This window comes from Streptomyces sp. NPDC020845 (assembly GCF_044334165.1).
In the GTDB taxonomy this organism is placed as follows: domain Bacteria; phylum Actinomycetota; class Actinomycetes; order Streptomycetales; family Streptomycetaceae; genus Streptomyces.
Genome location: NZ_JBIRSJ010000009.1, coordinates 269,701 through 290,172 on the forward strand (window position 1 = coordinate 269,701; position 20,472 = coordinate 290,172).

At 70.8% G+C, this 20,472-nt stretch carries 19 protein-coding genes and 1 pseudogene; 6 read left to right on the forward strand and 14 right to left on the reverse strand.

All coding sequences use genetic code 11. The features are described 5' to 3' along the window. Positions 1–15: 15 nt before the first annotated feature. Genes ACH4U7_RS24830 through ACH4U7_RS24840 form a run of 3 tightly spaced genes read right to left on the reverse strand, consistent with a single transcriptional unit; the run spans position 16 to position 2,544 of the window. Positions 16–606, reverse strand: coding sequence for an NADPH-dependent FMN reductase (locus ACH4U7_RS24830; protein WP_398530032.1), 591 nt, complete (start codon positions 604–606; stop codon positions 16–18). Between the two features lie 40 nt (positions 607–646). After that, positions 647–1,609, reverse strand: coding sequence for an RNA polymerase sigma-70 factor (locus ACH4U7_RS24835; protein WP_398530033.1), 963 nt, complete (start codon positions 1,607–1,609; stop codon positions 647–649). Then, positions 1,606–2,544 carry an NAD-dependent epimerase/dehydratase family protein gene (locus tag ACH4U7_RS24840; protein ID WP_398530237.1) on the reverse strand — a complete coding sequence of 313 codons (939 nt, stop codon included), beginning with the start codon at positions 2,542–2,544 and terminating at the stop codon, positions 1,606–1,608. Before ACH4U7_RS24840 ends, ACH4U7_RS24835 begins: the two co-directional genes overlap by 4 nt. A 1,107-nt stretch (positions 2,545–3,651) precedes the next feature. Between ACH4U7_RS24840 and ACH4U7_RS24845 the strand changes: the two genes are divergently transcribed. Beyond that, complete coding sequence (locus ACH4U7_RS24845) at positions 3,652–4,005, forward strand: SH3 domain-containing protein (RefSeq protein ID WP_398530034.1); 354 nt, start codon at positions 3,652–3,654, stop codon at positions 4,003–4,005. Between the two features lie 7 nt (positions 4,006–4,012). On the opposite strand, the gene ACH4U7_RS24850 is transcribed toward ACH4U7_RS24845, so the two are convergent. The 5 genes and pseudogenes from ACH4U7_RS24850 to ACH4U7_RS24870 all read right to left on the reverse strand — a co-directional run bounded on the left by ACH4U7_RS24850 (position 4,013) and on the right by ACH4U7_RS24870 (position 7,902). Next, complete coding sequence (locus ACH4U7_RS24850; protein WP_398530035.1) at positions 4,013–4,210, reverse strand: DUF397 domain-containing protein; 198 nt, start codon at positions 4,208–4,210, stop codon at positions 4,013–4,015. A 73-nt stretch (positions 4,211–4,283) separates the two neighbouring features. Then, positions 4,284–4,559: pseudogene (locus tag ACH4U7_RS24855) on the reverse strand (Scr1 family TA system antitoxin-like transcriptional regulator); the annotation flags it as partial. A gap of 64 nt (positions 4,560–4,623) precedes the next feature. Beyond that, positions 4,624–6,234: a transporter gene (locus ACH4U7_RS24860; protein WP_398530036.1), complete on the reverse strand. Its 1,611-nt coding sequence runs from the start codon at positions 6,232–6,234 to the stop codon at positions 4,624–4,626. Further along, positions 6,231–7,034 (reverse strand): ABC transporter ATP-binding protein, encoded by an 804-nt coding sequence (locus tag ACH4U7_RS24865; protein WP_398530037.1) that lies wholly within the window; start codon positions 7,032–7,034, stop codon positions 6,231–6,233. Before ACH4U7_RS24865 ends, ACH4U7_RS24860 begins: the two co-directional genes overlap by 4 nt. A 184-nt stretch (positions 7,035–7,218) precedes the next feature. After that, positions 7,219–7,902: a bifunctional DNA primase/polymerase gene (locus tag ACH4U7_RS24870; RefSeq protein WP_398530038.1), complete on the reverse strand. Its 684-nt coding sequence runs from the start codon at positions 7,900–7,902 to the stop codon at positions 7,219–7,221. A gap of 391 nt (positions 7,903–8,293) precedes the next feature. On the opposite strand from ACH4U7_RS24870, the gene ACH4U7_RS24875 reads away from it, so the two are divergent. Continuing rightward, positions 8,294–9,685 (forward strand): transcriptional regulator, encoded by a 1,392-nt coding sequence (locus ACH4U7_RS24875; protein ID WP_398530039.1) that lies wholly within the window; start codon positions 8,294–8,296, stop codon positions 9,683–9,685. Positions 9,686–9,794: 109 nt separating this feature from the next. Beyond that, entirely contained in the window at positions 9,795–11,732 is a 1,938-nt protein-coding gene (locus ACH4U7_RS24880; protein WP_398530040.1) for a hypothetical protein, read from the forward strand. Positions 11,733–11,961: 229 nt separating this feature from the next. Here ACH4U7_RS24880 and ACH4U7_RS24885 read toward each other — a convergent pair whose 3' ends face one another. Both ACH4U7_RS24885 and ACH4U7_RS24890 read right to left on the reverse strand, forming a co-directional pair. Next, on the reverse strand, positions 11,962–12,261 hold the full coding sequence (locus ACH4U7_RS24885) for a hypothetical protein (protein ID WP_358629811.1): 300 nt from the start codon (positions 12,259–12,261) through the stop codon (positions 11,962–11,964). 173 nt (positions 12,262–12,434) lie between these two features. Then, positions 12,435–13,736, reverse strand: a complete 1,302-nt coding sequence (locus ACH4U7_RS24890; protein ID WP_398530041.1) for an ABC transporter substrate-binding protein — start codon at positions 13,734–13,736, stop codon at positions 12,435–12,437. A gap of 171 nt (positions 13,737–13,907) precedes the next feature. Between ACH4U7_RS24890 and ACH4U7_RS24895 the strand changes: the two genes are divergently transcribed. After that, on the forward strand, positions 13,908–14,354 hold the full coding sequence (locus ACH4U7_RS24895) for a hypothetical protein (RefSeq protein ID WP_385627814.1): 447 nt from the start codon (positions 13,908–13,910) through the stop codon (positions 14,352–14,354). 33 nt (positions 14,355–14,387) lie between these two features. Beyond that, complete coding sequence (gene purU / locus ACH4U7_RS24900; RefSeq protein WP_358629802.1) at positions 14,388–15,260, forward strand: formyltetrahydrofolate deformylase; 873 nt, start codon at positions 14,388–14,390, stop codon at positions 15,258–15,260. A gap of 16 nt (positions 15,261–15,276) precedes the next feature. Here purU and ACH4U7_RS24905 read toward each other — a convergent pair whose 3' ends face one another. Together ACH4U7_RS24905 and ACH4U7_RS24910 are read right to left on the reverse strand one after the other, a co-directional pair. Next, positions 15,277–16,680, reverse strand: a complete 1,404-nt coding sequence (locus ACH4U7_RS24905; protein ID WP_398530042.1) for a zf-HC2 domain-containing protein — start codon at positions 16,678–16,680, stop codon at positions 15,277–15,279. Further along, on the reverse strand, positions 16,677–17,360 hold the full coding sequence (locus ACH4U7_RS24910) for a sigma-70 family RNA polymerase sigma factor (protein ID WP_398530043.1): 684 nt from the start codon (positions 17,358–17,360) through the stop codon (positions 16,677–16,679). The genes ACH4U7_RS24905 and ACH4U7_RS24910 overlap by 4 nt, the downstream gene beginning before the upstream one ends. 326 nt (positions 17,361–17,686) lie before the next feature. Here ACH4U7_RS24910 and ACH4U7_RS24915 point away from each other — a divergent pair, with 326 nt between their 5' ends. Beyond that, positions 17,687–18,046 (forward strand): STAS domain-containing protein, encoded by a 360-nt coding sequence (locus tag ACH4U7_RS24915; RefSeq protein ID WP_398530238.1) that lies wholly within the window; start codon positions 17,687–17,689, stop codon positions 18,044–18,046. A 106-nt stretch (positions 18,047–18,152) separates the two neighbouring features. Here the strand turns inward: ACH4U7_RS24915 and ACH4U7_RS24920 are convergent, their stop codons facing one another. Beyond that, positions 18,153–18,560: a hypothetical protein gene (locus tag ACH4U7_RS24920; protein ID WP_398530044.1), complete on the reverse strand. Its 408-nt coding sequence runs from the start codon at positions 18,558–18,560 to the stop codon at positions 18,153–18,155. A gap of 244 nt (positions 18,561–18,804) precedes the next feature. Further along, positions 18,805–19,857, reverse strand: coding sequence for a peptidoglycan DD-metalloendopeptidase family protein (locus ACH4U7_RS24925; protein WP_398530045.1), 1,053 nt, complete (start codon positions 19,855–19,857; stop codon positions 18,805–18,807). Positions 19,858–20,472 lie beyond the last annotated feature (615 nt).

Sequence of the window (20,472 nt, forward strand, 5' to 3'; positions counted from 1 at the left end):
GTTCTTCCTCGGCCGCTAAGCGTTCTCGTGATCGGTCCGGGGAGCCGCGCGCAGCGGGCCGAGCGCCTGCGCCCACGCCAGCAGTTCGTCGACCAGCCGATGCACCTCCGCCGTGTGCTGCTCCCGTGGCCGGAAGTCGGCGAAATTCACGAAGTCCTCGCGCAGCGACAGCGCTACCTGCGGCCCGATATCGGCCATCCGCAGCACACCCGCCTGGGCGCGCAGCTTCTGTACCGCCATGACCGCGCCGAAGATCCCGTAACCGACGTAGCCGACCGGCTTGCCGCCCCACTCCTGGTGGAGGTAGTCGATGGCGTTGGTCAGGGACGCGGGCGGGGCGGTGTTGTACTCGGGGGTGACGAAGATGTACGCGTCGTACGAGCCGATCCGCTCGGCCCAGCGTCGGCTGTGCGGCTGCCGGCCCGGCGTTCTGGCCGCTGGGATGGCCTCGTCGAGCAGCGGCAGCGCGTAGTCGGACAGGTCGACGAGCTCGAAATGGGCGGTGTCGCCAGCGCGTTCCGCCGCCAGGTCCCGTACCCATTGGGCCACCCGGTCGCCGTTGCGGCCGGGGCGGGTGCTGCCGATGATGACGCCGATCTTGATCATGTCTGATTCCTTCTGATCCCCTTGTTCTCAGCTTCTGTTCTCAGCTTTTGTTGTCGGCTTTTGTTCTCGGCTTCTTCGGCCAGTCCGAATCGCGGCGTGCCTGCTGCGTTTCGCGCAGCACCGCCCAGGCATCCGCCACGGGGCCCACATGCCCGAGCTTGTCGGGGTTGCTCACCGTGCGGATCGTCTGGATCTGCCCGTCGAGGATGTCGAGCGTCCAGGTGTTGATGACCTTGCCGTCCCGGTCGCGGAAGATCGCCCCCGGCTGGCCGTTGACCTGGTGCGGTTCCACGGTGCCGCCGATCCGGACGAACGGCGTGAGGAGGGCGGCGATCACCTGGGACACCTGGTCGGCGCCGTAGAAGCCCCTGGCCCACTGCGGGGCCTTGCCGCCGCTGTCCGCGACCAGCTGTACGTCGGCTGCGAGCAGTTGGCGCAGCCCGTCGACGTCCCCTTCGGTGAAGGCGTCGAAGAACCGCATCGCAAGGGCCTCGCGTTCGCGCCGGTCGGCCTCGAACCGGGGCCGGCCCTCGTTCATATGGCGGCGCGCCCGCACCACCAGCTGACGGCACGCCGCCTCCGAGCGGCCCACCGCCGAGGCGATCTCCGGGAAGCCGAACTCGAACACCTCCCGCAACACGAACGCCGCGCGTTCCAGCGGGGTGAGCCGTTCGAGCAGGAGCAGGGCCGCCATCGACACCGAGTCGGCCAGCTCGGCCGAGCGCTCGGGGTCCTGATAGGGGTCGGTCAGCAGCGGTTCGGGGAACCAGGGCCCGACGTACTCCTCGCGCCGGACGCGGGCCGAGCGCAGCACGTTGATCGAGAGCCGGGTGACCACGGCGGACAAGAACGCCTTGGGCGAGGTGGGGAGCGTCGGGGACGCCTCGTAGCGCAGCCAGGTCTCCTGGACGGCGTCCTCGGCCTCGGCCACACTGCCCAGGATCCGGTAGGCGATCGAGAACAGCAGCGGCCGCAGCTCCTGGAACTCCTCGGCCCGAGTCATACCAGCTCCTCCTTGAAGCCCTGCCGCCACGAGGGGTAGCGCGGCTGCCAGCCGAGCTCCCGCTTGGCCTTGGCGTTGGAGAAACCGCGCCCCTCGGTCATCATCACCACGGCCTGGTCCCCGGCCAGCAGGCGGGCCAGCCACACAGGGGCCCGCATCGGCCGCTTCGCCCCCGCGCATGCCGCCAGGTGGGGCAGCCACTCGCTCGCCGGAGCCGGTTCGTCGTCGACGATGTTGAACACGCCCGTCGCCTTCTGCTCCACGGCCAGGGCGGTGGCGCTCGCCGCATCGTCGAGATGCACCCACGAGCTGTAGCCGGTGCCCCGTCCCACCAGCGGGTACTGCCGCTTGCGCACCAGCTCGACCTGGTCGTCGATGGCGCCCGGCCCGTAGAACGCGCCGTAGCGCAGAACCGCGCCGCCAGCCTTGAGGACCACGTCCTCGACATGGCCCAACGCCTTCAACCCCGCATGCGCCGCCGTCCCCTCGAGCAGGTCCAGCGGGTCCTGTTCGGTCTTCACCCAGCCGCCCTCGCGGATGCCGTTCCACGAGGCGTAGCCCTGCGCGACGACATGGGACACACCGGTCGCCTCGGCCGCCGCCAGCAGGTGGTCCGTCCCCTCGGTGCGCAGCCGGTTGGTGGCGGCGAACCAGCGGTCCGGATGCTTGATATCGGGCTTGCCCGCATGCGCCATGGAGATCGCGGTCATCTGGTGCACGATCACCTCCGGTCGGGCCTTGGCCACCGCCTCCCCGACTGACGCCGCGTCCAGCCCGTCCATCACCACGCCGTCCGCGCCGAGCCGCGCCAGTTGGCCCAGCTTGGCGGTGCTTGTGGTCGTGGCCGTCACCTGGTGGCCACGGGCCACGAGGTGTGGCACCAGCCGCCGCCCCAGGACCCCGGTCCCGCCTGCCACGAACACCCGCATGACCATCACCTTCCCGACATGAGCGCCGTCTTCGCTACCCGAGACAAGACAGCCCCGGTCGTTTGTGACATGGGAGCGGAGACGGTCGGGAGAGGGGAGTGCCGGCGATGGCTGCTCGGCATAGAGGTCGGCCGGGGCGCCGGGGCAGATGATGCCGACGCCCTGCCGGGCGACTTCGCCGAGGTGGGCGGCGTCAGCACCCAGGCCGTCAGTCTCCTTCGTGGTCCGGGGCGGTGGCGTCGGCGGAACGGAAGCCATGGCCACGCCGACGGCGCCGCGTACTCCGACACCACGTCGGCGTACGCACTCGCCGCTGGACGGCATGATCCGTTCGCCGCAGCGGGCATCGTCTCGCGCCTTCGGCGCAATGCGGCCAGCAGCGGGAAGGGGAGGGGGCGCCGGAGGCATCGTCGCCGTCGAGCCCAACAGGTCGTCACCGGTCGCCACCGGTCGGCGGGGCGGCGCATGGTCGCCCGGAGCGGTGGGCGCCGGTCCGGTTGGGCTCTCCCCTCACCCCCTCTTAAATAATCGCTTGATGCGGTACTTGATGTAGAGCAAGCATTTTTTTAAGAGGGGGTGGGTGGAGAGCCGACTGACTGGCCTGGCCTCCGCGCGGCAGCAGCTGCGGCGGAGCGCAGCGGAGCCTCTTTGAGCTCAGCCGCCCGCCGGGCCGAGGAGTCGGGACGCCGGGCCGGCCGCCCCCTTCCCCCTTCTCGCCGGCGCTTTGGACCCGGAGGGTCCGAGACGAAAGCCGCACTCGCGTGAGCCGAATGCCGCGAGACGGCGCACAGGCGCGGGCGAAGCGAAGCGCAGCCAACCCGCAGCGCAGCGAAGCTCACGCCGCAGCCAACCCGCAGCGCAGCGAAGCGGAGCGTGCCCGCGCCTCCCGCAACTCGTCCCGCCCCGTTCGTGTGCAAGGAGGGCTCGGCAAGGGCCTAAAAGGAGGTAATGACGCGCCCACTTGCCGGATCGGTTCCATCCGATTTGCCAACCCCACTCAAAACTAGGGAAGTTGCTGTGGCGCGTTCCCGGGGGCGTCACATCGCGAATGCCCGGTGCTATTCTCTTCTGCGCGATGACGAAATGGTTCCTGATCACGGGGGGTGTGCTCGCGTGCAGGCCAAGTACAGAGCGTCGGCAATCGCGTTGACGGCTGCGTTGCTGCTGGGGGGCTCGATGGCCCTGGCGCCGACGGCGTCCGCGGTGGGGTCGTCGGCGTGCCAGTTCAATTCGCCTGATGTGAATTTCAAGGTTCGCACCAGCGGTGCAACATTCCGGACAGGGCCCGGAAAGCGTTATCGCGTGATCGGGACGCTTTACCGGGGGGATTCCTTCCGTTACTTCTGCCGGACGGGCGGCCTTCAGGACTTCGAGAAGAGCTGGTCGTACGGAAAGATCACGAAGCGCACCCACTCGGGAATTGCGGCCGGCACGAGGGGCTGGGTCTCCAGCAAGTACCTCGACTGACGTCCGGTCACGCGCCGAGGTGGTCGAACTCATCTGCCTTGATGGCGTGTATGAGCCTGCCCAGGGGGCGCTGGGTTGTCCTGATGACGACGTGGGGGTCGTCGCCCTCTCGGAGTCGTATCGCGCCGTCGGCGGCGGCTAGCTCTACGCATTCGCCATCCGCGTGGGAGAAGGACGACTTCTGCCAGGTGGGTGGGGTGCTCATCGCTGCGCCTTTCACAGTTGGTTCCTGTGTCCACCTGCACGGTGTCGAGCTGGGGAACGGGGCCGCCCGTGTAGTGCATGGCGTGGCCGGATCCGATGGGCTCCTCGACATCGAAAGGGATCACTCGCATGGTGATGTTGGGTCGATGCCACAGCTCTTGGAGGTGTTCGAGCTGTGCTCGTGTCACTTTTCGGCCGCCGAACCGCATGCGCAATGCGGCTTCGTGAATGACGGCGTCGCACGGCGGAGGCTCGTCGCGCCGAGGGCGGCCGTGGGCTGCGGATCGTCGACGCGCTCGCGGACAAGTGGGGTACAACGCCCGGTGCCCCGCTGGGGATCGGCGGGGCACCGGGGAAAGGTGTGTGGTTCTCCCTCGGGACGGGAGGCGCGTAGAGGCTCGTAGCGGCGCGGGCTCAGCCCTTCGTGACCGCCGCCAGGATCTCCGGCAGCCGCGCCGCCGTCCGCGGTGCGGCAAGCCGCAGGCCGCCCAGGGCGACCCCGGCGCCGTACGCCGCGCCCAGCGGCAGCATCAGCCACAACCAGTCGTCCGCCCCGGAGGTATGCATCCAGATCGTCGCCGCCAGCACCGGGGCGCAGAGCACCGCGCCGGTGACCATCCCGCCGAGGATGCCGATCCACGCCAGGCCCGCCTGCCCCGGCACCACGTTCTTGTAGCCGCTGTCCTGCGGAATGGAGTACGGGTACAGGGCCGAGGTCATGGCGCCGGTCGCGACCAGCGCGCCGAACAGCGCCAGGGCGAGGCCGAGCGCGTCGGGGACCGCCGCCCACTCGTCCATGAGCGCGGCCGAGCCCAGCACCGCCAGCGTGACGTAGGGCACGCCGACCAGCGCGAGGGCCAGTGCACGCCCGCGCAGCTCCAGATAGGCGTCGCGCGGTGCGGAGATCGTCTGCGCCACCATCCAGAAGGCGGAGGAGTCCTGCCCGAACTGGTTGTACATCTGCATGCCGAGCAGCCCGGCGGCCCAGCAGGAGGCGTAGACGTTGCCGGCGCCCTGGACCGTGGTGACGACCGGCACCAGCAGGCCGACGGCCAGCGAGGTCACCCACGCGGACTTGGTCTTCGGGTCCCGCCAGGCGTAGCGCAGCGTACGCAGCACGACCGTGCCGGTGCGGTTCTCGGGCAGCAGCCGGTGCAGGGCGGGCCGTGCGGCAGCCGAGCCGGGGCGCTTGCGGCTGGGCTCGGCTGCCTGGATGGTCGAGGAGTCCGGTGAGGTCATCAGGTGGGTCAGACCGCGCTGCCACCACCACAGCAGCAGCGCCAGCAGCCCCGCCGACAGGGCGAGCTGGGCGGCCGCGGTCCCGTACGAGCCGTCGCCTACGCCCTGGACCGCGTCGATCGCCGCGGCGGGCGGCACCCAGCGCAGTACGTCCGCCACCGGCTCCAGAGAGGACAGCCCGTCCTCGCCGGACAGCTGCCCCACCCCTACGTTGACCAGCTGTGCGCCCACCGCCACGAACAGGCCGCTGAGCAGGGCCAGATCGCGGCCTCGGCGGCTGGTCAGCAGCCGGGTGTTGGCGGTCGCGACGGCCCGCGACAGCGCCACGCACAGCAGCATCGCCACCACCGCGGCCACCACACCCGTCGCCGCGGCCGCCGCGCCGTGCGCCACGGCGATCACCGAGCCGGTGATGAGGGTGAGGGTGAACAGCGGGCCGATGCCGATCAGCGAGGACACCAGCAGGGCGGCGACCAGCGGGCGGGGCCGCAGCGGCAGCATCACCAGCCGCGTGGGGTCGAGGGTTTCGTCGCCGCCGGGGAAGAACAGCGGCATCACGGCCCAGCCGAGGGCGAAGACCGCGGCGAGGAGGGTGACCAGCGCGGCGGCGTGGTCGTTGCCGCGCAGCGCGATCAGGCCGAGCAACTGGAGCGCGGCGATGAGGAGCGTGACGACGACGGAGGTCACGTACGCGGCGCGGCGCCCGGCCGACTGCCGCAGCCCGTTGCGCAGCAGGGACAGCTTGAGCCGGACGAAGAGCGCGGTGAGCGGGCCGGTGGCGGTCATCGGGCGCCGCCGCCCAGCCAGTCGAGGTCATGGCCGGCCGCCCGGTCGTTCGCGCCGACCAGTTCCAGGAAGGCGTCCTGCAGCGAGGGCGCCGCGCCCCGTACCTCCGCCAGCGGGCCGTGGGCCCGGATCCGGCCGGAAGCCAGCACCGCGACCCAGTCGCACAGCGACTCCACCAGCTCCATGACATGGCTGGAGAAGACGACGGTGGCGCCGGAGCGGGTGTAGCGCTCCAGCACCCCGCGGATCGTCTGCGCGGACACCGGGTCCACGCCCTCGAAGGGCTCGTCCAGAAAGAGGACTTCCGGATTGTGGAGGAGCGCGGCGGCCAGGCCGATCTTCTTCCGCATACCGGTCGAGTAGTCGACGACCAGCTTGTGCTGCGCTCCGGCGAGGTCGAGCACGTCCAGTAGCTGGGTGGCGCGCTTGTGGACCTCGTCGGCGGGCAGTCCGCGCAGCCGCCCGGTGTAGTCGAGGAGTTCGCGGCCCGACAGCCGCTCGAACAGCCGCAGCCCCTCGGGCAGCACCCCGATCCGGGCCTTCACCGCGACCGGGTCCCGCCATACGTCGTGCCCGCCGACCTCGACCGTGCCGGAGTCGGGCCGCAGCAGCCCGGTCACCATCGACAAGGTGGTCGTCTTGCCCGCGCCGTTGGGCCCGACCAGTCCGATGAACCGCCCTGCGGGCAGCTCCAGATCGATCCCGGCGACGGCGACCTGCTCCCCGTACCGCTTCCACAGCCCCCGTACGAGCACCGCCGGTATGGCCGACTTCCCCTTCTCCTCCGGCTCCTTTGCCACCGGATCCCCTTTCCGAACGTGCGGAGGCCCGGTCAACGCCCCCGTCCGCCGCCCACGATAGGGGCTTACGGGGCGCGGACGCCGGTGCCCGGCGGGCCTCGGCGCGCCCCGGTGCCGCGTCCGGCGCGCCTCAGCGCCCTCAGCGCCCTCAGCGCCCTCAGCGCCCTCAGCGCCCTCAGCGCCCTCAGCGCCCTTCGCGGCCGCAGGCGTAGGCGAGGGCGCTGACCAACTCCTCGGCGTCGGGGAGCCAGCGGTTGGCGGCGGTCGGGCGGCGTGCCCACTGGACCGAGGAGCCGTGCCGACCCACGCGGGTGGGCGGCGCGACCACGTAGTCGCCCTCGCCGCGTGCCACCAGGTCGATCGACGAGGGCGGCCAGCCCTGGTTCCGTACCAGGTGCGGGATCTTGGCGGCGGCGCCCGGCAGGACGAAGAACAGCATCCGGCGCCCCGGGGTGGAGGTGACCGGGCCGAGTTCGACATCCATGCGCTCCATCCGCGCCAGCGCCAGACAGCCCGCCGTCTCCGGTACGTCCAGCGCGTCGAAGGTGCGCCCGGTCGGCAGCAGGATCGAGGCGCGCGGCGCCCTGGCCCACATCCGGCGCGCCACGACGGCGCTGCCGGTCGCCTGGTCCGCCCAGTCGGCGCGGGTCGGATGGGCGCCGGGGGAGGGGCAGTCGGCCGCGCCGCAGCAGCATTGGTCCCACCACTGGCCCGCGCCGCCCACAGGCTCCAGCCAGGCGCCGGGGAGCACGTCCCAGTGCCGCTCCTCCGCATAGCGCACCGCGGCGTCCCGCAGCCGCTCCCCGCGCTGTTCGGGGATCTGTGGTGCCCCTGTCACATCGTCAGTCACGTCGTTTGTCACGTCCATGGTCTCGTCCACGACCAGCACAACTCCGGGGGTCTGCGGGGGTTACGCCCCATCCCGCCGTGCCGGCGGAGCCGAGTACTGAAGGGAAGAAAGGAAGCATGCTCCGGGCATGTGGGGCGCATGGGTGCACGGTCGGGGGCGCGCATGGGGACGCGGCTGCGTGAGCGGGTAGCCACCATGCGTGACGGGCGTACGAGTGTCCGGTAGGCCGTGCCGTGTTCCAGTGGTGCGGTCCCGGACTCCTGTCGGCGCCGTACGCGCACGATCGCGGTCAATTCGGGCAAGTCCTGCATTCTCCGCACATGCCTGGCGTATCCGCGATATCTGCGGGGCAGTGATCAACAGGGACGGCATCCGCCGTAAACGCACAGCAGTCACTGGGGGTATGACCATGGCCGCTAGGCCGCTTGTGGCGCGGCAGCCGAACGAGAGGCTGCAGGCGCTCATCCAGGAAGCCGCGTGTTCCAACGCCGGCTTGGCGCGCAGGGTCAACATGTGCGGCGCCGAGCACGGCCTCGATCTGCGCTACGACAAGACCTCGGTCGCCCGCTGGCTGCGTGGCCAGCAGCCGAGGGGCCGGGCCCCGGGCATCATCGCCGAGGCGCTCGGCCGCAAGCTCGGCCGTACGGTCACGATCGACGAGATCGGCATGGCCAACGGCAAGAACCTCGCCTCGGGCGTGGGGCTGCAGTTCTCGCCCACCGTCCTCGGCGCGATAGAGCAGGTCTGCGAGTTGTGGCGGAGCGACGTCGGGCGCCGTGACTTTCTGAGCGGTTCGACGGTCGCGGCCTCGGCGCTGGTGGAGCCCAGCCGCGACTGGCTGATCACCGGCGCGGACTCCCAGGTCGCGCGGACGGCCGGGGCGAAGGTCGGCAGGTCCGACGTGGCGGCGGTGCGGGCGACCACCGACGCGCTCATCGAGCTCGACCACCGGTACGGGAGCGGCCATGTGCGCCCCGTCGTCGTCCACTACCTCAACAGCGTGGTCTCCGGGCTGCTGGCCGGCTCCTACCGCGAATCGGTCGGGCGCGAACTGTTCGCCGCCGTCGCCAGGCTGACCGAGCTGGCCGGCTATATGGCGGTCGACACCGGCCAGTCGGGGCTCGCCCAGCGCTACTACATCCAGGCGCTGCGGCTGGCCCAGGCCGCCGGGGACCGGGGTTACGGCGGCTATGTGCTCGCCGCGAGCATGAGCCATCTCGCCGCGCAGCTCGGGAACCCGCGGGAGATCGCCCAGTTGGCGAAGGCCGCGCAGGAAGGCGCGCGCGGACAGGTGCCGCCGCGCGCCGAATCGCTGTTCCTCGCCGCCGAGGCCCGCGGCCATGCGCTGCTCGGCGACGGGCGCGCCTGCCAGGTCGCGGCGGGCCGTGCGCTCGACGCCATGGAGCGGGCGGCGGGCAGCGGGGGCGAGACCGGCGACGACCCCGGCTGGATCCGCCATTTCGACCACGCCTATCTGGCGGACGAGTTGGCCCACTGCCATCGCGACCTCGGCCAGGCCGAGCCCGCCAGGCGCCGCGCGGAGGAGGCCCTGGAAGGCCATCCGGACAGCCGGGTGCGGCGGCGGGCGATCGGGCTGTTGCTGCTGGCCACGGCGCATGTGCAGCAGCGCGATGTGGAACAGGCCTGTCACACCGGGACCCAGGCGGTCGAACTGCTCGGATCCCTGCGCTCCAACCGGGGGGTGGAGTATCTGGACGACTTCCAGCAGCGGCTCGAGCCGTATCGGGACGAGCCGGTGGTGCGGGAATTCGGGGCGCGGTTGGAGGTCCAGGCCGCCTGAGACGGGTGACAAGTGTCTCGTTCTCCCCAGGGCCGCCGGGCACCGCACTGTCCGGGGACCCGGTAGCGTGAGCCGTTGATTCCGTAAGTCGTATAGCCAAGGAGTCCCGGTGACGCAGAGCGGACAGGGGAACGAGCCGCAGCTGCCTGCGGTCCCGCCCGCGCAGCCCACGCAGCCCGTGCGCGAGGGTGTCGTGCTGCCCGCTCAGGGCGATCAGCGGGCCCACGACCAGCACCAGGCGGCCCCGGCCGGTGGCCAGGCTTGGGGACAGCCGTGGGGTCCGCAGGGTGCGCCTCAGACCGAACCGCAGGCCCCCGGGCAGCCGGGTGCGCCGGTGCGGCCTCAGCCGCTGCCGCAGCCTCAGGGGGACGCCGCGGCCCCGGCGCAGCAGGGCTGGCCGCAGAACGGCGAGCAGAACGTTCCCCAGCACGCCCCGCAGAGCGTCCCGCAGAACGCGCCACAGCACGGCTTCCAGGGCGGCGCCCCGCTGAGCCCGCCCCCCGCCGGCGCGCCGCAGAACGGCCTGCCCGCCGGTCCCGCCGCGCCGCACGGCGCTCCGTACGGCCGGCCGCAGGGTGCGCCGATGCCCGCCCAGGGGCAGCCGTACGCCCAGCAGGGCTGGCCGCCCGCGCAAGGGCAGCGGCCGCAGCCGCAGGGCCAGCCGCCGATGCCGCAGGGCCAGCCGCCGATGCCGCCTCAGCCGCAAGGGGGGCCGCCGGCGTCGGACAGACAGGCGCAGCCCTTCGCCGGAGGCGCCGGACCCGCCGCCGAGACCCAGATGCTGCCGCCGCAGCCCGGCTTCCCCGGGCCGCCCGCGGCCGACTCCGAGGCGACTCAGTACATACCGCCCGTTGCCGGACAGGCGCCCGGCGCGATGCCGCTGCCGCCCGAGGGCGCGGCCCCCACCGCTCCCCCCGCGCATGCCGCCCCGGGCCCGGACCCCGCCCAGGCCCCCGCCGGCCAGGCCCCCGCGAGCACGCCGCTGCCGCCGGAGAACCGGTCCGGTCACCCTCAAACGCAGCCCGAATCGGACAAAGAGTCCACCACCGTTCTGCGGGCGGTCCGCCCCGGACGCGCCCGCCACGGCGCCCCGCAGGCCGCCCCGGGCCAGCCGGCTCCTGGCGCCGCCGAGGAGACGCAGGTCCTCCCCGGGCCGATCCCGGCGGCCGGGCCGCCGCCCCGGCAGCAGGGCCACGGCGCCCCTCAGCCGGGCGGCCCCGCGCCGTACGCGATCCGGCCCGGTATGCCGGGCGACCGGCAGCCGCCGTCGGAGTTCGACGGCCTGTTCCGTGCCGACGGCGAGCCCGCCGCAGGGGCGGACTCGACCCAGCAGCTGCCCCAGTTCAGCGACCAGGGCCCGATGCCCGGCCCGCCCGCCCCCGAGGGCGATGGGCCGGGCAGGCGAGGCGGCGGCCGTCGCCGTATGTCGCCCGCCGTCCTCATCGGCATCGTCGTCGGGGTCTGCGCCATCGCCGGCCTCGCCGCCGGAGCGGCGCTCAGCGCCGGGGGCGACGACGACAAGAAGGACACGAAGGCCGAGGAGAGCCAGACGCCGGACCCCAAGGTCGACAACAAGACCAAGGCGGCCGACCCAGCCGAAGCGCAGGCCAAGGCGCTCGACGCGCTGCTCGCGGACAGCAACAACAGCCGGGCGGCGGTGATCAAGGCCGTGGAGGACATCAAGACCTGCAAGAACCTGTCCACCGCGGCCACGAACCTGCGCACCGCCGCCGGGCAGCGCACCGACCTGGTGACCCGACTCGGCAAGATCTCCGTCGACAAGCTGCCGAAGAACGCCCAGCTGACCTCGTCGCTGACCAAGGCATGGCAGTCCTCCGCCACGGCCGACAACCAGTACGCGGCCTGGGCCGACCAGGTCGGCGGCAAGAAGGGCTGTCACAAGGGCCAGGCCCGTGCCACCCCCAAGAAACGGGCAGGTGATCTCGCCAGCACCAACGCCTCGAAGGCGAAGGGGGAGGCCGTGGTTCTGTGGAACGAGATAGCCGCACAGTATGGATTGCAGAAGCGGCAGGCTGCTCAACTCTGACGAACGCTGGGCTGCGGGCAATCGCCCGGCGCCCGGCGACGGGCGCGGCGGCGACCGGCTCAGCCGACCGCCCGGTCGCCCTCCGGAAGCCGCTTCAGGAAGGCGGCGACGGCGGCTGCGACATCGTCCGCCGTCCACTCCAGTGCGGATGAGGCGACCGTCTGCCAAATCTTGGCGGCGACCGGTTGCCGCGCGCTCTGTGGACTGTGCCGGGCGCTAGGGCCTGTCCCTAGGCCCGGCCGATCCTCACGCAGGATTGCGGGACCCAGCCGTAGAAGTCCCCCCAAGCCACTTTCACCCACCGGTTGCCCGAGGGGCCGCCGCTCCAGCAGGTGTAAGAGCCACCAGCTTTGGTGTAGCAGCCGCTGCTCGTGAAACACGGCCACGAGTCGGCGGCGGGAATGCTCCCGATCTTGGCTGAGCTGGTGGTGGCTTCGTCCCGCACGTTGACGGCGTGGCCGTTGTAGGTGAAGACGGCCGCGTAGTCCTGGGTTCCGGCCTCTGCCGTACCCGGGAGTGCGAGGGCCATCAAGGACCCCAATAACGCGGACGCCAGACCCATTGATCGAACTTTCCGAAAGCGCATGAGTGTCTCCTCGAAAGGTGGCGATCAGGTGACACTGTGTCAACGGTGATTTTCGTTTGCAAGGGCGCCTTCGGACGGCTGAAGGTGTCGCAATAGCTCAGCTTCAGGGGAAAATCTCAGTCCGCCTTGGCGTACCGCCGGAGCGTCGTCGAGACGTCCACGAACCCCTTGCGGACCGCGACCAGCCGCCCGTCCCGCACCACCTGGTAGGTCACGTCCGCGTTCACCATGCGCGGGTAGCCGTGGATGGACAGCGCGTCCTTGTAGCCCCAGCGGAGTTCCGGGGTGAGGCCCCCGGTGTTGACCGCGTGGCCGTTGTCCAGTTCGCGCCGGATGGAGCGGGCGCTGATGTCGTCGGCCTTCAGGGAGTTCAGGACCGACCGCAGCACGGTGTAGGCGATCCAGGTGGTCTGGGTGCCGGGGTCCTCCGCGTCGATACGGGCGTCTTCGAAGGCGTAGTCCTTGATGACCTTCTTCATGGGCGCCCAGCGCGGATCGTCCGCGGCCGGGTACCAGCCGGTGGCGTACGCGCCCTCCAGCGGGCTCTCGCGGCCGCCGGTGCTGTCCACGAGGGACTGGCGGACGCTGCCGAGCACGGAGGCTATCCGTACCTTCGGGTGGTCCTCCTGGAGCCGCCGGAAGGAGTCGAAGAAGGTGCCGGTGCGCTCTCCCAGCGCCGCGGTCACACAGGAGTCGGGCAGCTCGGCGCCCTGCGCGGCGCCGCCCAGGGCGGTCTCGGCGCCCACGCCGTTCAGGGCGGTGCGGGCCTGCCGCATATAGTCGCCGGCGTCCTCGGGGGCCCGTACGTCGGTGGCGGCGCGGCGCTTGCCGGCCGTCAGGCCCGCGTCGAGGAGTTCGGGCAGCTCGTCGCCCGCGATGGTGTCGGGGCGGACGAGGGAGACGCGGCGGCATACGGAGGCCAGCTGCCGTCCGTTCCCGGCCAGCAGGGCGGCCTGGCCGCCGTTGACCGGGTAGGAGTACGGGCTGTCGAACTCCTCCTGCGTCAGCCCGTATCCGCCGATATAGGGGATGCCCGAGCCCTCCAGGGCGGAAATGAAGTAGCGGCCGAACTGGCTGTACGAGCCGACGACCGCGACGACGTTCTCATCCGCGGCGCGCCGGGCGCAGCGGGCCGCCTCCGAGGGGTCGTTGCGCTCGTTGCAGGTGAGCACCTTGAGCTTGCGGCCGTGAATGCCGCCGTTGTCGTTGACCCAGCGGGCGTACGCCTTCGCCATCGCGGGCATCTCGGGCATATTGGTCGCTTTGGTGTTCTCGGGCGCCCAGGTCATGACGGTGACGGGGTCCTCGGATCCCGCCCCGGACAGCGCGCCGCAGCCGGCCAGCGTCCCCGCCCCGACCGCAGCACAGAGCGCGGCCGCCAGCCACGGGCGTGGGGAGAAAAGTCGCCATCCGGTCATGGCATGTGAGCGTGGCGTTCCGCTCGTAACGGGGCGGCTATCACAAATGACGAGAAAGTGACGAGAGGGTGAATTACGGGGGTCGGTGCATGTGTGCCCGCGAAGAACGTACGATCGATTCCCGTGCAAGGTTCGGAGAAGTCTTCCCGTCGCGGCCGTCGCTCGACCACCATGGGCGGCATGCCTGTCAATGACATGCCGTGGTGGCGCTGGCGCAGCAATGTGCGCTCAGCGCTGCATATGCTCTCTGATCCCGTCTTCCAGCAGGAGTGCTGGCTGGCGGGCCGGGACGGATACGGGGACGTCACCGACGCCGTGTACCGGCTGGTGGAGGACACCTGGCTGGACAACTGGTCGGCCGAGAAGTACGTCGGCACGATCTTCCGCGACTCGCAGGAGGCGGCGCTCGTCGACGTCGCCGTCCTCAGAGTGCTGCGGATCATGCACCAGGTGGGCGCGGACGCCCAGGTCGCTGCCTACCTGGAGCACCACGGGTGGCCGGAGGCGGTCCGGGCGGCGCGCGAGGCGCATGTGCGGCTCGCGGCCAACGACGGTGAGGACCCCGACCTGCCCCCGCACACCCTCGAAGTGCTGGCGATCATGACCAACGCGGTCTAGGGATCCGCACGGGGTGTGCGACGCTATGGAGTCATGAGCCAGTCGCATTCCGCCGCCGCCGACCAGTACATCCTCACCCTGTCCTGCCCGGACAAGCAGGGCATCGTGCACGCCGTGTCGAGTTACCTCTTCATGACCGGCTGCAACATCGAGGACAGTCAGCAGTTCGGCGACCGCGACACCGGGCTCTTCTTCATGCGGGTGCACTTCCGGGCGGTCTCGCCGGTGCGGGTGGAGGACCTGCGGGCGAGCTTCGCGGCGGTCGGCGAGTCCTTCCAGATGGACTGGCAGATCCACCCGGCCGCCGAGAAGATGCGCGTCGTGCTGCTGGTCAGCAAGTTCGGCCACTGCCTGAACGACCTGCTCTTCCGCTCGCGGATCGGGGCGCTGCCCGTCGAGATCGCGGCGGTGGTCTCCAACCACACCGACTTCGCGGAGCTGGTCGGCTCGTACGGGGTCCCCTTCCGGCACATCCCGGTGACGAAGGAGAACAAGGCCCAGGCGGAGGCGGAGCTGCTGGAGCTGGTGGAGGCCGAGAAGGTGGAGCTGGTGGTCCTGGCCCGCTATATGCAGGTGCTCTCGGACGACCTGTGCAAGCGGCTGGCGGGACGCATCATCAACATCCACCACTCCTTCCTGCCGAGCTTCAAGGGCGCCAAGCCGTACCACCAGGCGCACGCCCGCGGCGTGAAGCTGATCGGCGCGACGGCCCACTATGTGACGGCGGACCTGGACGAGGGACCGATCATCGAGCAGGAGGTCGAGCGGGTGGGCCATGAGCTCACCCCGGACCAGCTGGTCGCGGTGGGGCGCGATGTGGAGTGCCAGGCGCTGGCGCGGGCGGTGAAGTGGCACAGCGAGCGGCGGGTGCTGCTCAACGGCCACCGGACCGTGGTGTTCGCCTGAGCCTGTACCCGGGGGCTCATAGACGCGACAGGGACGCCGTCGCGAAGAGGACGTCGCGGATCGCCTCCGGGTCGCCGAGCTGTCCGGCGGCCGCCTCCTGGGGCGGCACATGCCCGGCCGCCAGCTGGTAGAAGGCCTCGCGGTCGAGCGCGATATGAGCCACCGCATCCTCCGGGGAGGGCTGTGCGGCGGGGGAGTCCAGCGGGATGTACCAGTCGCCGCTGCCCTCGACCTCCAGATGGAGCGTACGGCCCGGCGCGCCGGCCTCGACCAGCCGCCGGGGCGGCCCCGCGAGCCCGGCCCGGCGGCGCTCCGCGAGGGCGTCGGGCAGCAGCCGGGCGCACAGGTCGACCATGGGCCGCAGATGGGCCGAGGCGGGCGGCTCGTACGGGTAGTCGATCGCCTCGGCGATGTCCCCGGCGTGCACCCAGCACTCGAAGGCGCGGTCGAGGAACGAGTCGCGTATGGGCAGCGAGAAGTCCCCGTACGGCACGGAGAGATCGCGTACGCCGCGGCCGGCGAAGGACACGGTCCGCACCAGCGCATGGCCCTGCTCCCGCCACGGCTCGCGCACCGCCCCCGGCTCCCCGGCGGCTTTTGCCCCCCGCGCGGGCACGCCGCGCCAGTACGCCTCCGTACGGTCCGCCGGGGAGCCCGGCGCGTGGGCGCCGAGCGGATCGGGCAGCCCGAGGGACGCGGCGAGGATGCCGTCGACCACCATCAGGTGGCCCATCACCCCGGCGACGGTGGTGTCCCGCCCCACCAGCCGCTCCCCGTCGAACCATCTGAGCCGCACCGGCGCTCTCCACTCCGCCTCGCCCATGTCGCGCAGCAGCGCGTCCAGCCGGGCGGCCTCCGCGTCGTACACCCCGGCCCAGTCGGGCACCGGGATACGGGCCGGGCGGCGGCCCAGACAGCCCGCCAGCACGCGGGAGCGCAGCAACGGGTCGAGGTCCAGGCTCTGCTCGGTGTGCAGCAGACCGACCGCCTCGCGCAGCCGCAGGGCCTCTTCGGCGCACGGGGTGCAGTGGTTGAGGTGCGCCTCCACAGCTGCGGTCTCCTCGGGTGGGCATGCGGTCAGGGCCCAGGCGCCCAGCAGCGACTTCAACACGGCGTGGGAGAGGAGCGGCGGATCAAAGGGCTCCGGGTCCGGTACGGACGGGGCGTCGGACACGGGGCGGCCGGACGGGGCGTCGGACACGGGACCGGGCGCGGGACCGGAGTCGGGGGCGGGACCGGACACGGGACCGGGGTCGGCGGTGGGGGCCGGGCGCCAATGGGTGGGCCAGTGGCCGCTGTCCTCGGCGGCCGGGCGCGGCGGGGGTATGCGCGGTGCGTCGGCGGGCTCGGGCGCGAGGGGCGGCTCGTCGCCGCGCCCCGGGCCGTCGGTGCCGCTGGCGCCGTCACCGGGCCTGTTCACAGCGCCCGTCCGTAACCGGGAGGCGGAACGGCGTCCGGGGGTGGGACGTTGGCCGTCGACAGCAGCTGCAGGCCCAGCCGGAGGCGGCGTCTCGCCTCGTCCTCCGTCACACCGAGCTCGGCCGCGGCCTGGCGGTAGTCGCGGCGGTCGAAGTAGGCCAGTTCGAGGGCGGCGCGCAGCGGGGCGGGCATGGACGTGACGATGTAGTCGGCGCGGGCGGCCACGGAGGCTTCGCGGATCCTCTCCTCGATGTCCTCCTGGGTGCGCCCCGCCCCGCCTCTCGCGGGGTCCGCTCCGGCCCGGTCCGCTCCGGCCCGGTCCGCTCCGGCCCGGTCCGCTCCGGCCCGGTTGTCGCCGGTCGGTTGGGCGCCGGTCGGTTGGGCGGCGGCGCGCGCCTCGGCCTCGCGGAGCCGGTGCACCGCCTGGCGGTGGGTGAGTGTGGCGATCCAGGAGCGCAGCGTGCCCTGCTTGGGGTCGTACGCGTCCGGGTTCTCCCAGGCGTAGCCGAACACTTCGCGGGTGACGCGGTCGGCGGCCTCCTCGTCCTCGAGTACGCGGTGGGCCAGATTGTGGACGAGGGAGGCGAAACGGTCGTACAACTCGCCCAGCGCGGCGGCCTCGCCGCGTGCCAGCCGCTGCTGCATCCTGCGATCCCAGCGGGGCGGTGCGTCGTTCGCCATACGGCCCCCATTCCTCGTGTTCGAGTCGTCCGGGCGTCGGCTCCAGGTCTTCGGGGCCGATGCCACCGTCATATCGAATGTAGTGCGGGGGGTGACACAACACGCCCCCATGCGGCAAAGTGCGGCACGGTGGGGCTGCGGATGGTATTGGGCCCGTCACTTTGCGCACGAATCCCGCGACGAAACGCTTCCGCACGGCATAAGGTCGTCATCTCTGGCTTCTGTCGGGGGGTGTTTGGTGGGGCATCGGGCGGGCAGCCGCTGGGGAACAGGCAATTCCGGTTAGCGGGCGAGCGAAGGGCTTCGGGCGCGTGACGTTGAAGGTGATGGAGGGCCGGCGGGGGGAGTGGGTCGTCCTCCAGGTCTCAGGAGAGATGGACCTGGTGACCTCCCCCGCGGTCCGGCAGCACGTCCACGACGCGGTGGCCGAGGGCCGCCACCGGCTGGTCCTCGACCTCCAGGAGGTGCGCTTCTGCGACTCCAGCGGGGTCGGCGTCCTCATCGCGACGCGGCGGCTGATGCGGTCCTGTTCCGGCCGGCTGCGGCTGATCCTGCCCCCGCAGGGAGAGGCCCACGGCTCCCATGTCCACCGGGTCCTCGCGGCCCTGGGCGTGCGGCGGCTGTTCGACGTCTACCCCGACCTGACCGCCGCGACCGAAACGGCCGTCGACCCGCTGAGCGCTTAGCCTGGCCCCGCCCAATGGCCCCCGACCCGCTGGCAGTTCGCGGTCCGGGGTACGAGAGGGCGAGGAGGCGGAGAGGGGTCGCGGAGTCGGGGCGCTCGGCAAGTGATCACGGCTGAGCCGTCATCTTCTCCAGGCGTCTCAGAGCCCGATGGGTGACCTCGCTGTCCTCCCCAAGGACGGCCGCAAGCATGGCCAGCAGTTCTCGACCGAGAACGACGCCTTCCTGGGGATCGTCGATCTTCAGCCAGGCGTGGACGGCCCGCTGGGCAGAGCCCTGGGTGAGCTGATGGGTCGGGCCCCAGACCTCGGTCTGGAGCCCAACAGTATGCAGGTGCCAGCGGGTCGCTACGCCGGGCTGCTCCAGGAGAAGCGCGAGCCATCCTCGCAGTTCTCGAATGTTGATGGTGTGGGGATGCGCCTCGCCATATCGGGCAGTGATCTCCTGGTCGAGCCTCTCCGACTCGATGCCGGCCTGAGTCAGTTGTTCCTTGTCATCGGGGCTGTTGAGCGCCATGGTGACGGCTGAGATACGCGAACGAAATTCTGGTGGCTGAGGTGGTTCGGCCTGGTACGCAGTAGATGCCGGCTGGTCAGCCGCGCGCTGCGATGCCCCCGTCGCACGGGGAGCCTCTGTAGTGGCAGTGGCCCAGAAGTCCGGGCTCACGAAGCCCCAGGGGGCGAACGCGAGATCGTCGTGCACGCTTGCCTCTCGTTCGATACCTGACATTGTCCTCTTCAATCGACCCGAGCTCGCCGAGTCAGATGTTCACGCCGTGTCGGCGCAGGTAGGGGAGTGGATCGATGTCGGATCCGTAGGCAGGGCTGCTGCGGATCTCCATGTGCAGGTGCGGGCCACTTACGTTGCCGGTGGCCCCCGACAGGCCGATCTTCTGCCCAGCCCTGATCTTTTGACCCGCTGACACCGTCAGTGAGGACAGGTGGGCGTACTGACTGTACATACCGTCACTGTGCTTGATGATCACTTGGTTGCCGTACTGGCCCCCAGGGCCGGCGGACACGACGGTGCCTGGACCGGCGGTCTTGATGGTCGTGCCTACAGGGACCGGGAAGTCGATGCCTGTGTGGTAGCCGCTGGACCACATACCGCCGCGCTGATGGTACGGGGTGCCGAGAGGAGCTTTCACCGGAAGCGCCCATCCGGAAGCCGAATCGGACTCGGTGGCGGAGTCGTCCGGGGCGGTCAACTTCGGCACGTTCGCCATGATGATGCGGACATAGTTGTATGTCTCGCCCTTGGCCCACCACTCGGGTGGCACGCCCTCGAACTGAACGACACGAAACCAGCCCGCGTTGTAGCCGGCGAGCGCGAGCTCGCTGGGGCTCCCACGGTAATTCGGGTGCTTCCTGGCTGATTTCATCAGTTTGCACATCATCCGGCCCTGAGAGGGGATGGCGTCCTCGGGATCCCAGACCGATGCCTTGCCGTCCCCATTTGCATCGAAGCCTTCCACAGCCCATGTGTCGGGTATGAATTGGGCGATGCCCTGAGCGCCTGCCGGAGAGCCCGCCCGCGGGTTGAAGCCGGACTCCTGCATGAGTTGAGCAGCCAGGAGCGCAGGGGAGAGACCGGCGTCACAGTCATTCGCGGCTTTCTCTATGAGGCTTGCGTATTGGGCAGGGACGGCACCCTCACCAATCCGTAACCCGCCTGATGTCAGTTCTGAACGACGGCCACCGTCGCCCTCATCATCCGTGGACATGACCAAGAAGATGATGATGAGGAGTCCCAGCGCGACTGGGCTCATCACGAAGATGGCGGCACCGACCTTGAGCCCCCGCCCGATACGCAATCAGGTTCCTTCCCCCTCAACCTGTCTCACTCACCCAATGATCGCCTGGACCGTCTCGTCCGACAAACGTTGACGCTGGTTCCCTGGCCGATGGGCAGCACAGGCTGCGTATTCTCGCATCCGGGCGCTCGCCTGCGGAGGGAGCTGATGTATCGAGTGTGCGACCCTTTGCGCAAACGGCAGTTGGGGCGAAGTGCCATAAAGGCGGATGCAGCGACTCCTCAACTCACCGTGCAGCCAACAAAATCCACACAGCCGACGTTGTGTCTCCACGAGCAAGGGGAGGCGGAAGCTTAGAATCTCGTTCGAAGCGCACGCGGGGGCTGAGTCAGTGCGTGTAGGCGGTCATCGTCGGGGGGAGCGTTGGGCAAGAAGGCGCAGCCTGTCGTTGGGTTGCCTGGGCACGCGCGCCTGGTTGTCCCGGTGCTCGGTGCTGGGGGTGGCTGTGGCCGCTCAGCAATTGCCGGCCTGGTGGCGTGTGCGCTGTCTCCTATGGGGGAGGCTGTCGTTCTCGACACCAGCCCGCGTCTGACCTCACCATGGCCATCCTGGACAGATGAACCGGGTGAGGGACTGGTCTCAGTGCCCGCAGACCGAGTGTTCACCCGAAGTCAG

Coding starts and splice junctions, on each gene's coding strand:
- ACH4U7_RS24830 (WP_398530032.1), bottom strand. CDS start 606: ATGATCAAGATCGGCGTCATCATCGGCAGCACCCGCCCCGGCCGCAAC.
- ACH4U7_RS24835 (WP_398530033.1), bottom strand. CDS start 1,609: ATGACTCGGGCCGAGGAGTTCCAGGAGCTGCGGCCGCTGCTGTTCTCG.
- ACH4U7_RS24840 (WP_398530237.1), bottom strand. CDS start 2,544: ATGGTCATGCGGGTGTTCGTGGCAGGCGGGACCGGGGTCCTGGGGCGG.
- ACH4U7_RS24850 (WP_398530035.1), bottom strand. CDS start 4,210: ATGAGCACCCCACCCACCTGGCAGAAGTCGTCCTTCTCCCACGCGGAT.
- ACH4U7_RS24860 (WP_398530036.1), bottom strand. CDS start 6,234: ATGACCGCCACCGGCCCGCTCACCGCGCTCTTCGTCCGGCTCAAGCTG.
- ACH4U7_RS24870 (WP_398530038.1), bottom strand. CDS start 7,902: ATGGACGTGACAAACGACGTGACTGACGATGTGACAGGGGCACCACAG.
- ACH4U7_RS24875 (WP_398530039.1), top strand. CDS start 8,294: ATGGCCGCTAGGCCGCTTGTGGCGCGGCAGCCGAACGAGAGGCTGCAG.
- ACH4U7_RS24885 (WP_358629811.1), bottom strand. CDS start 12,261: ATGGCCCTCGCACTCCCGGGTACGGCAGAGGCCGGAACCCAGGACTAC.
- ACH4U7_RS24890 (WP_398530041.1), bottom strand. CDS start 13,736: ATGACCGGATGGCGACTTTTCTCCCCACGCCCGTGGCTGGCGGCCGCG.
- ACH4U7_RS24895 (WP_385627814.1), top strand. CDS start 13,908: ATGGGCGGCATGCCTGTCAATGACATGCCGTGGTGGCGCTGGCGCAGC.
- purU (WP_358629802.1), top strand. CDS start 14,388: ATGAGCCAGTCGCATTCCGCCGCCGCCGACCAGTACATCCTCACCCTG.
- ACH4U7_RS24910 (WP_398530043.1), bottom strand. CDS start 17,360: ATGGCGAACGACGCACCGCCCCGCTGGGATCGCAGGATGCAGCAGCGG.
- ACH4U7_RS24915 (WP_398530238.1), top strand. CDS start 17,687: ATGGAGGGCCGGCGGGGGGAGTGGGTCGTCCTCCAGGTCTCAGGAGAG.
- ACH4U7_RS24920 (WP_398530044.1), bottom strand. CDS start 18,560: ATGGCGCTCAACAGCCCCGATGACAAGGAACAACTGACTCAGGCCGGC.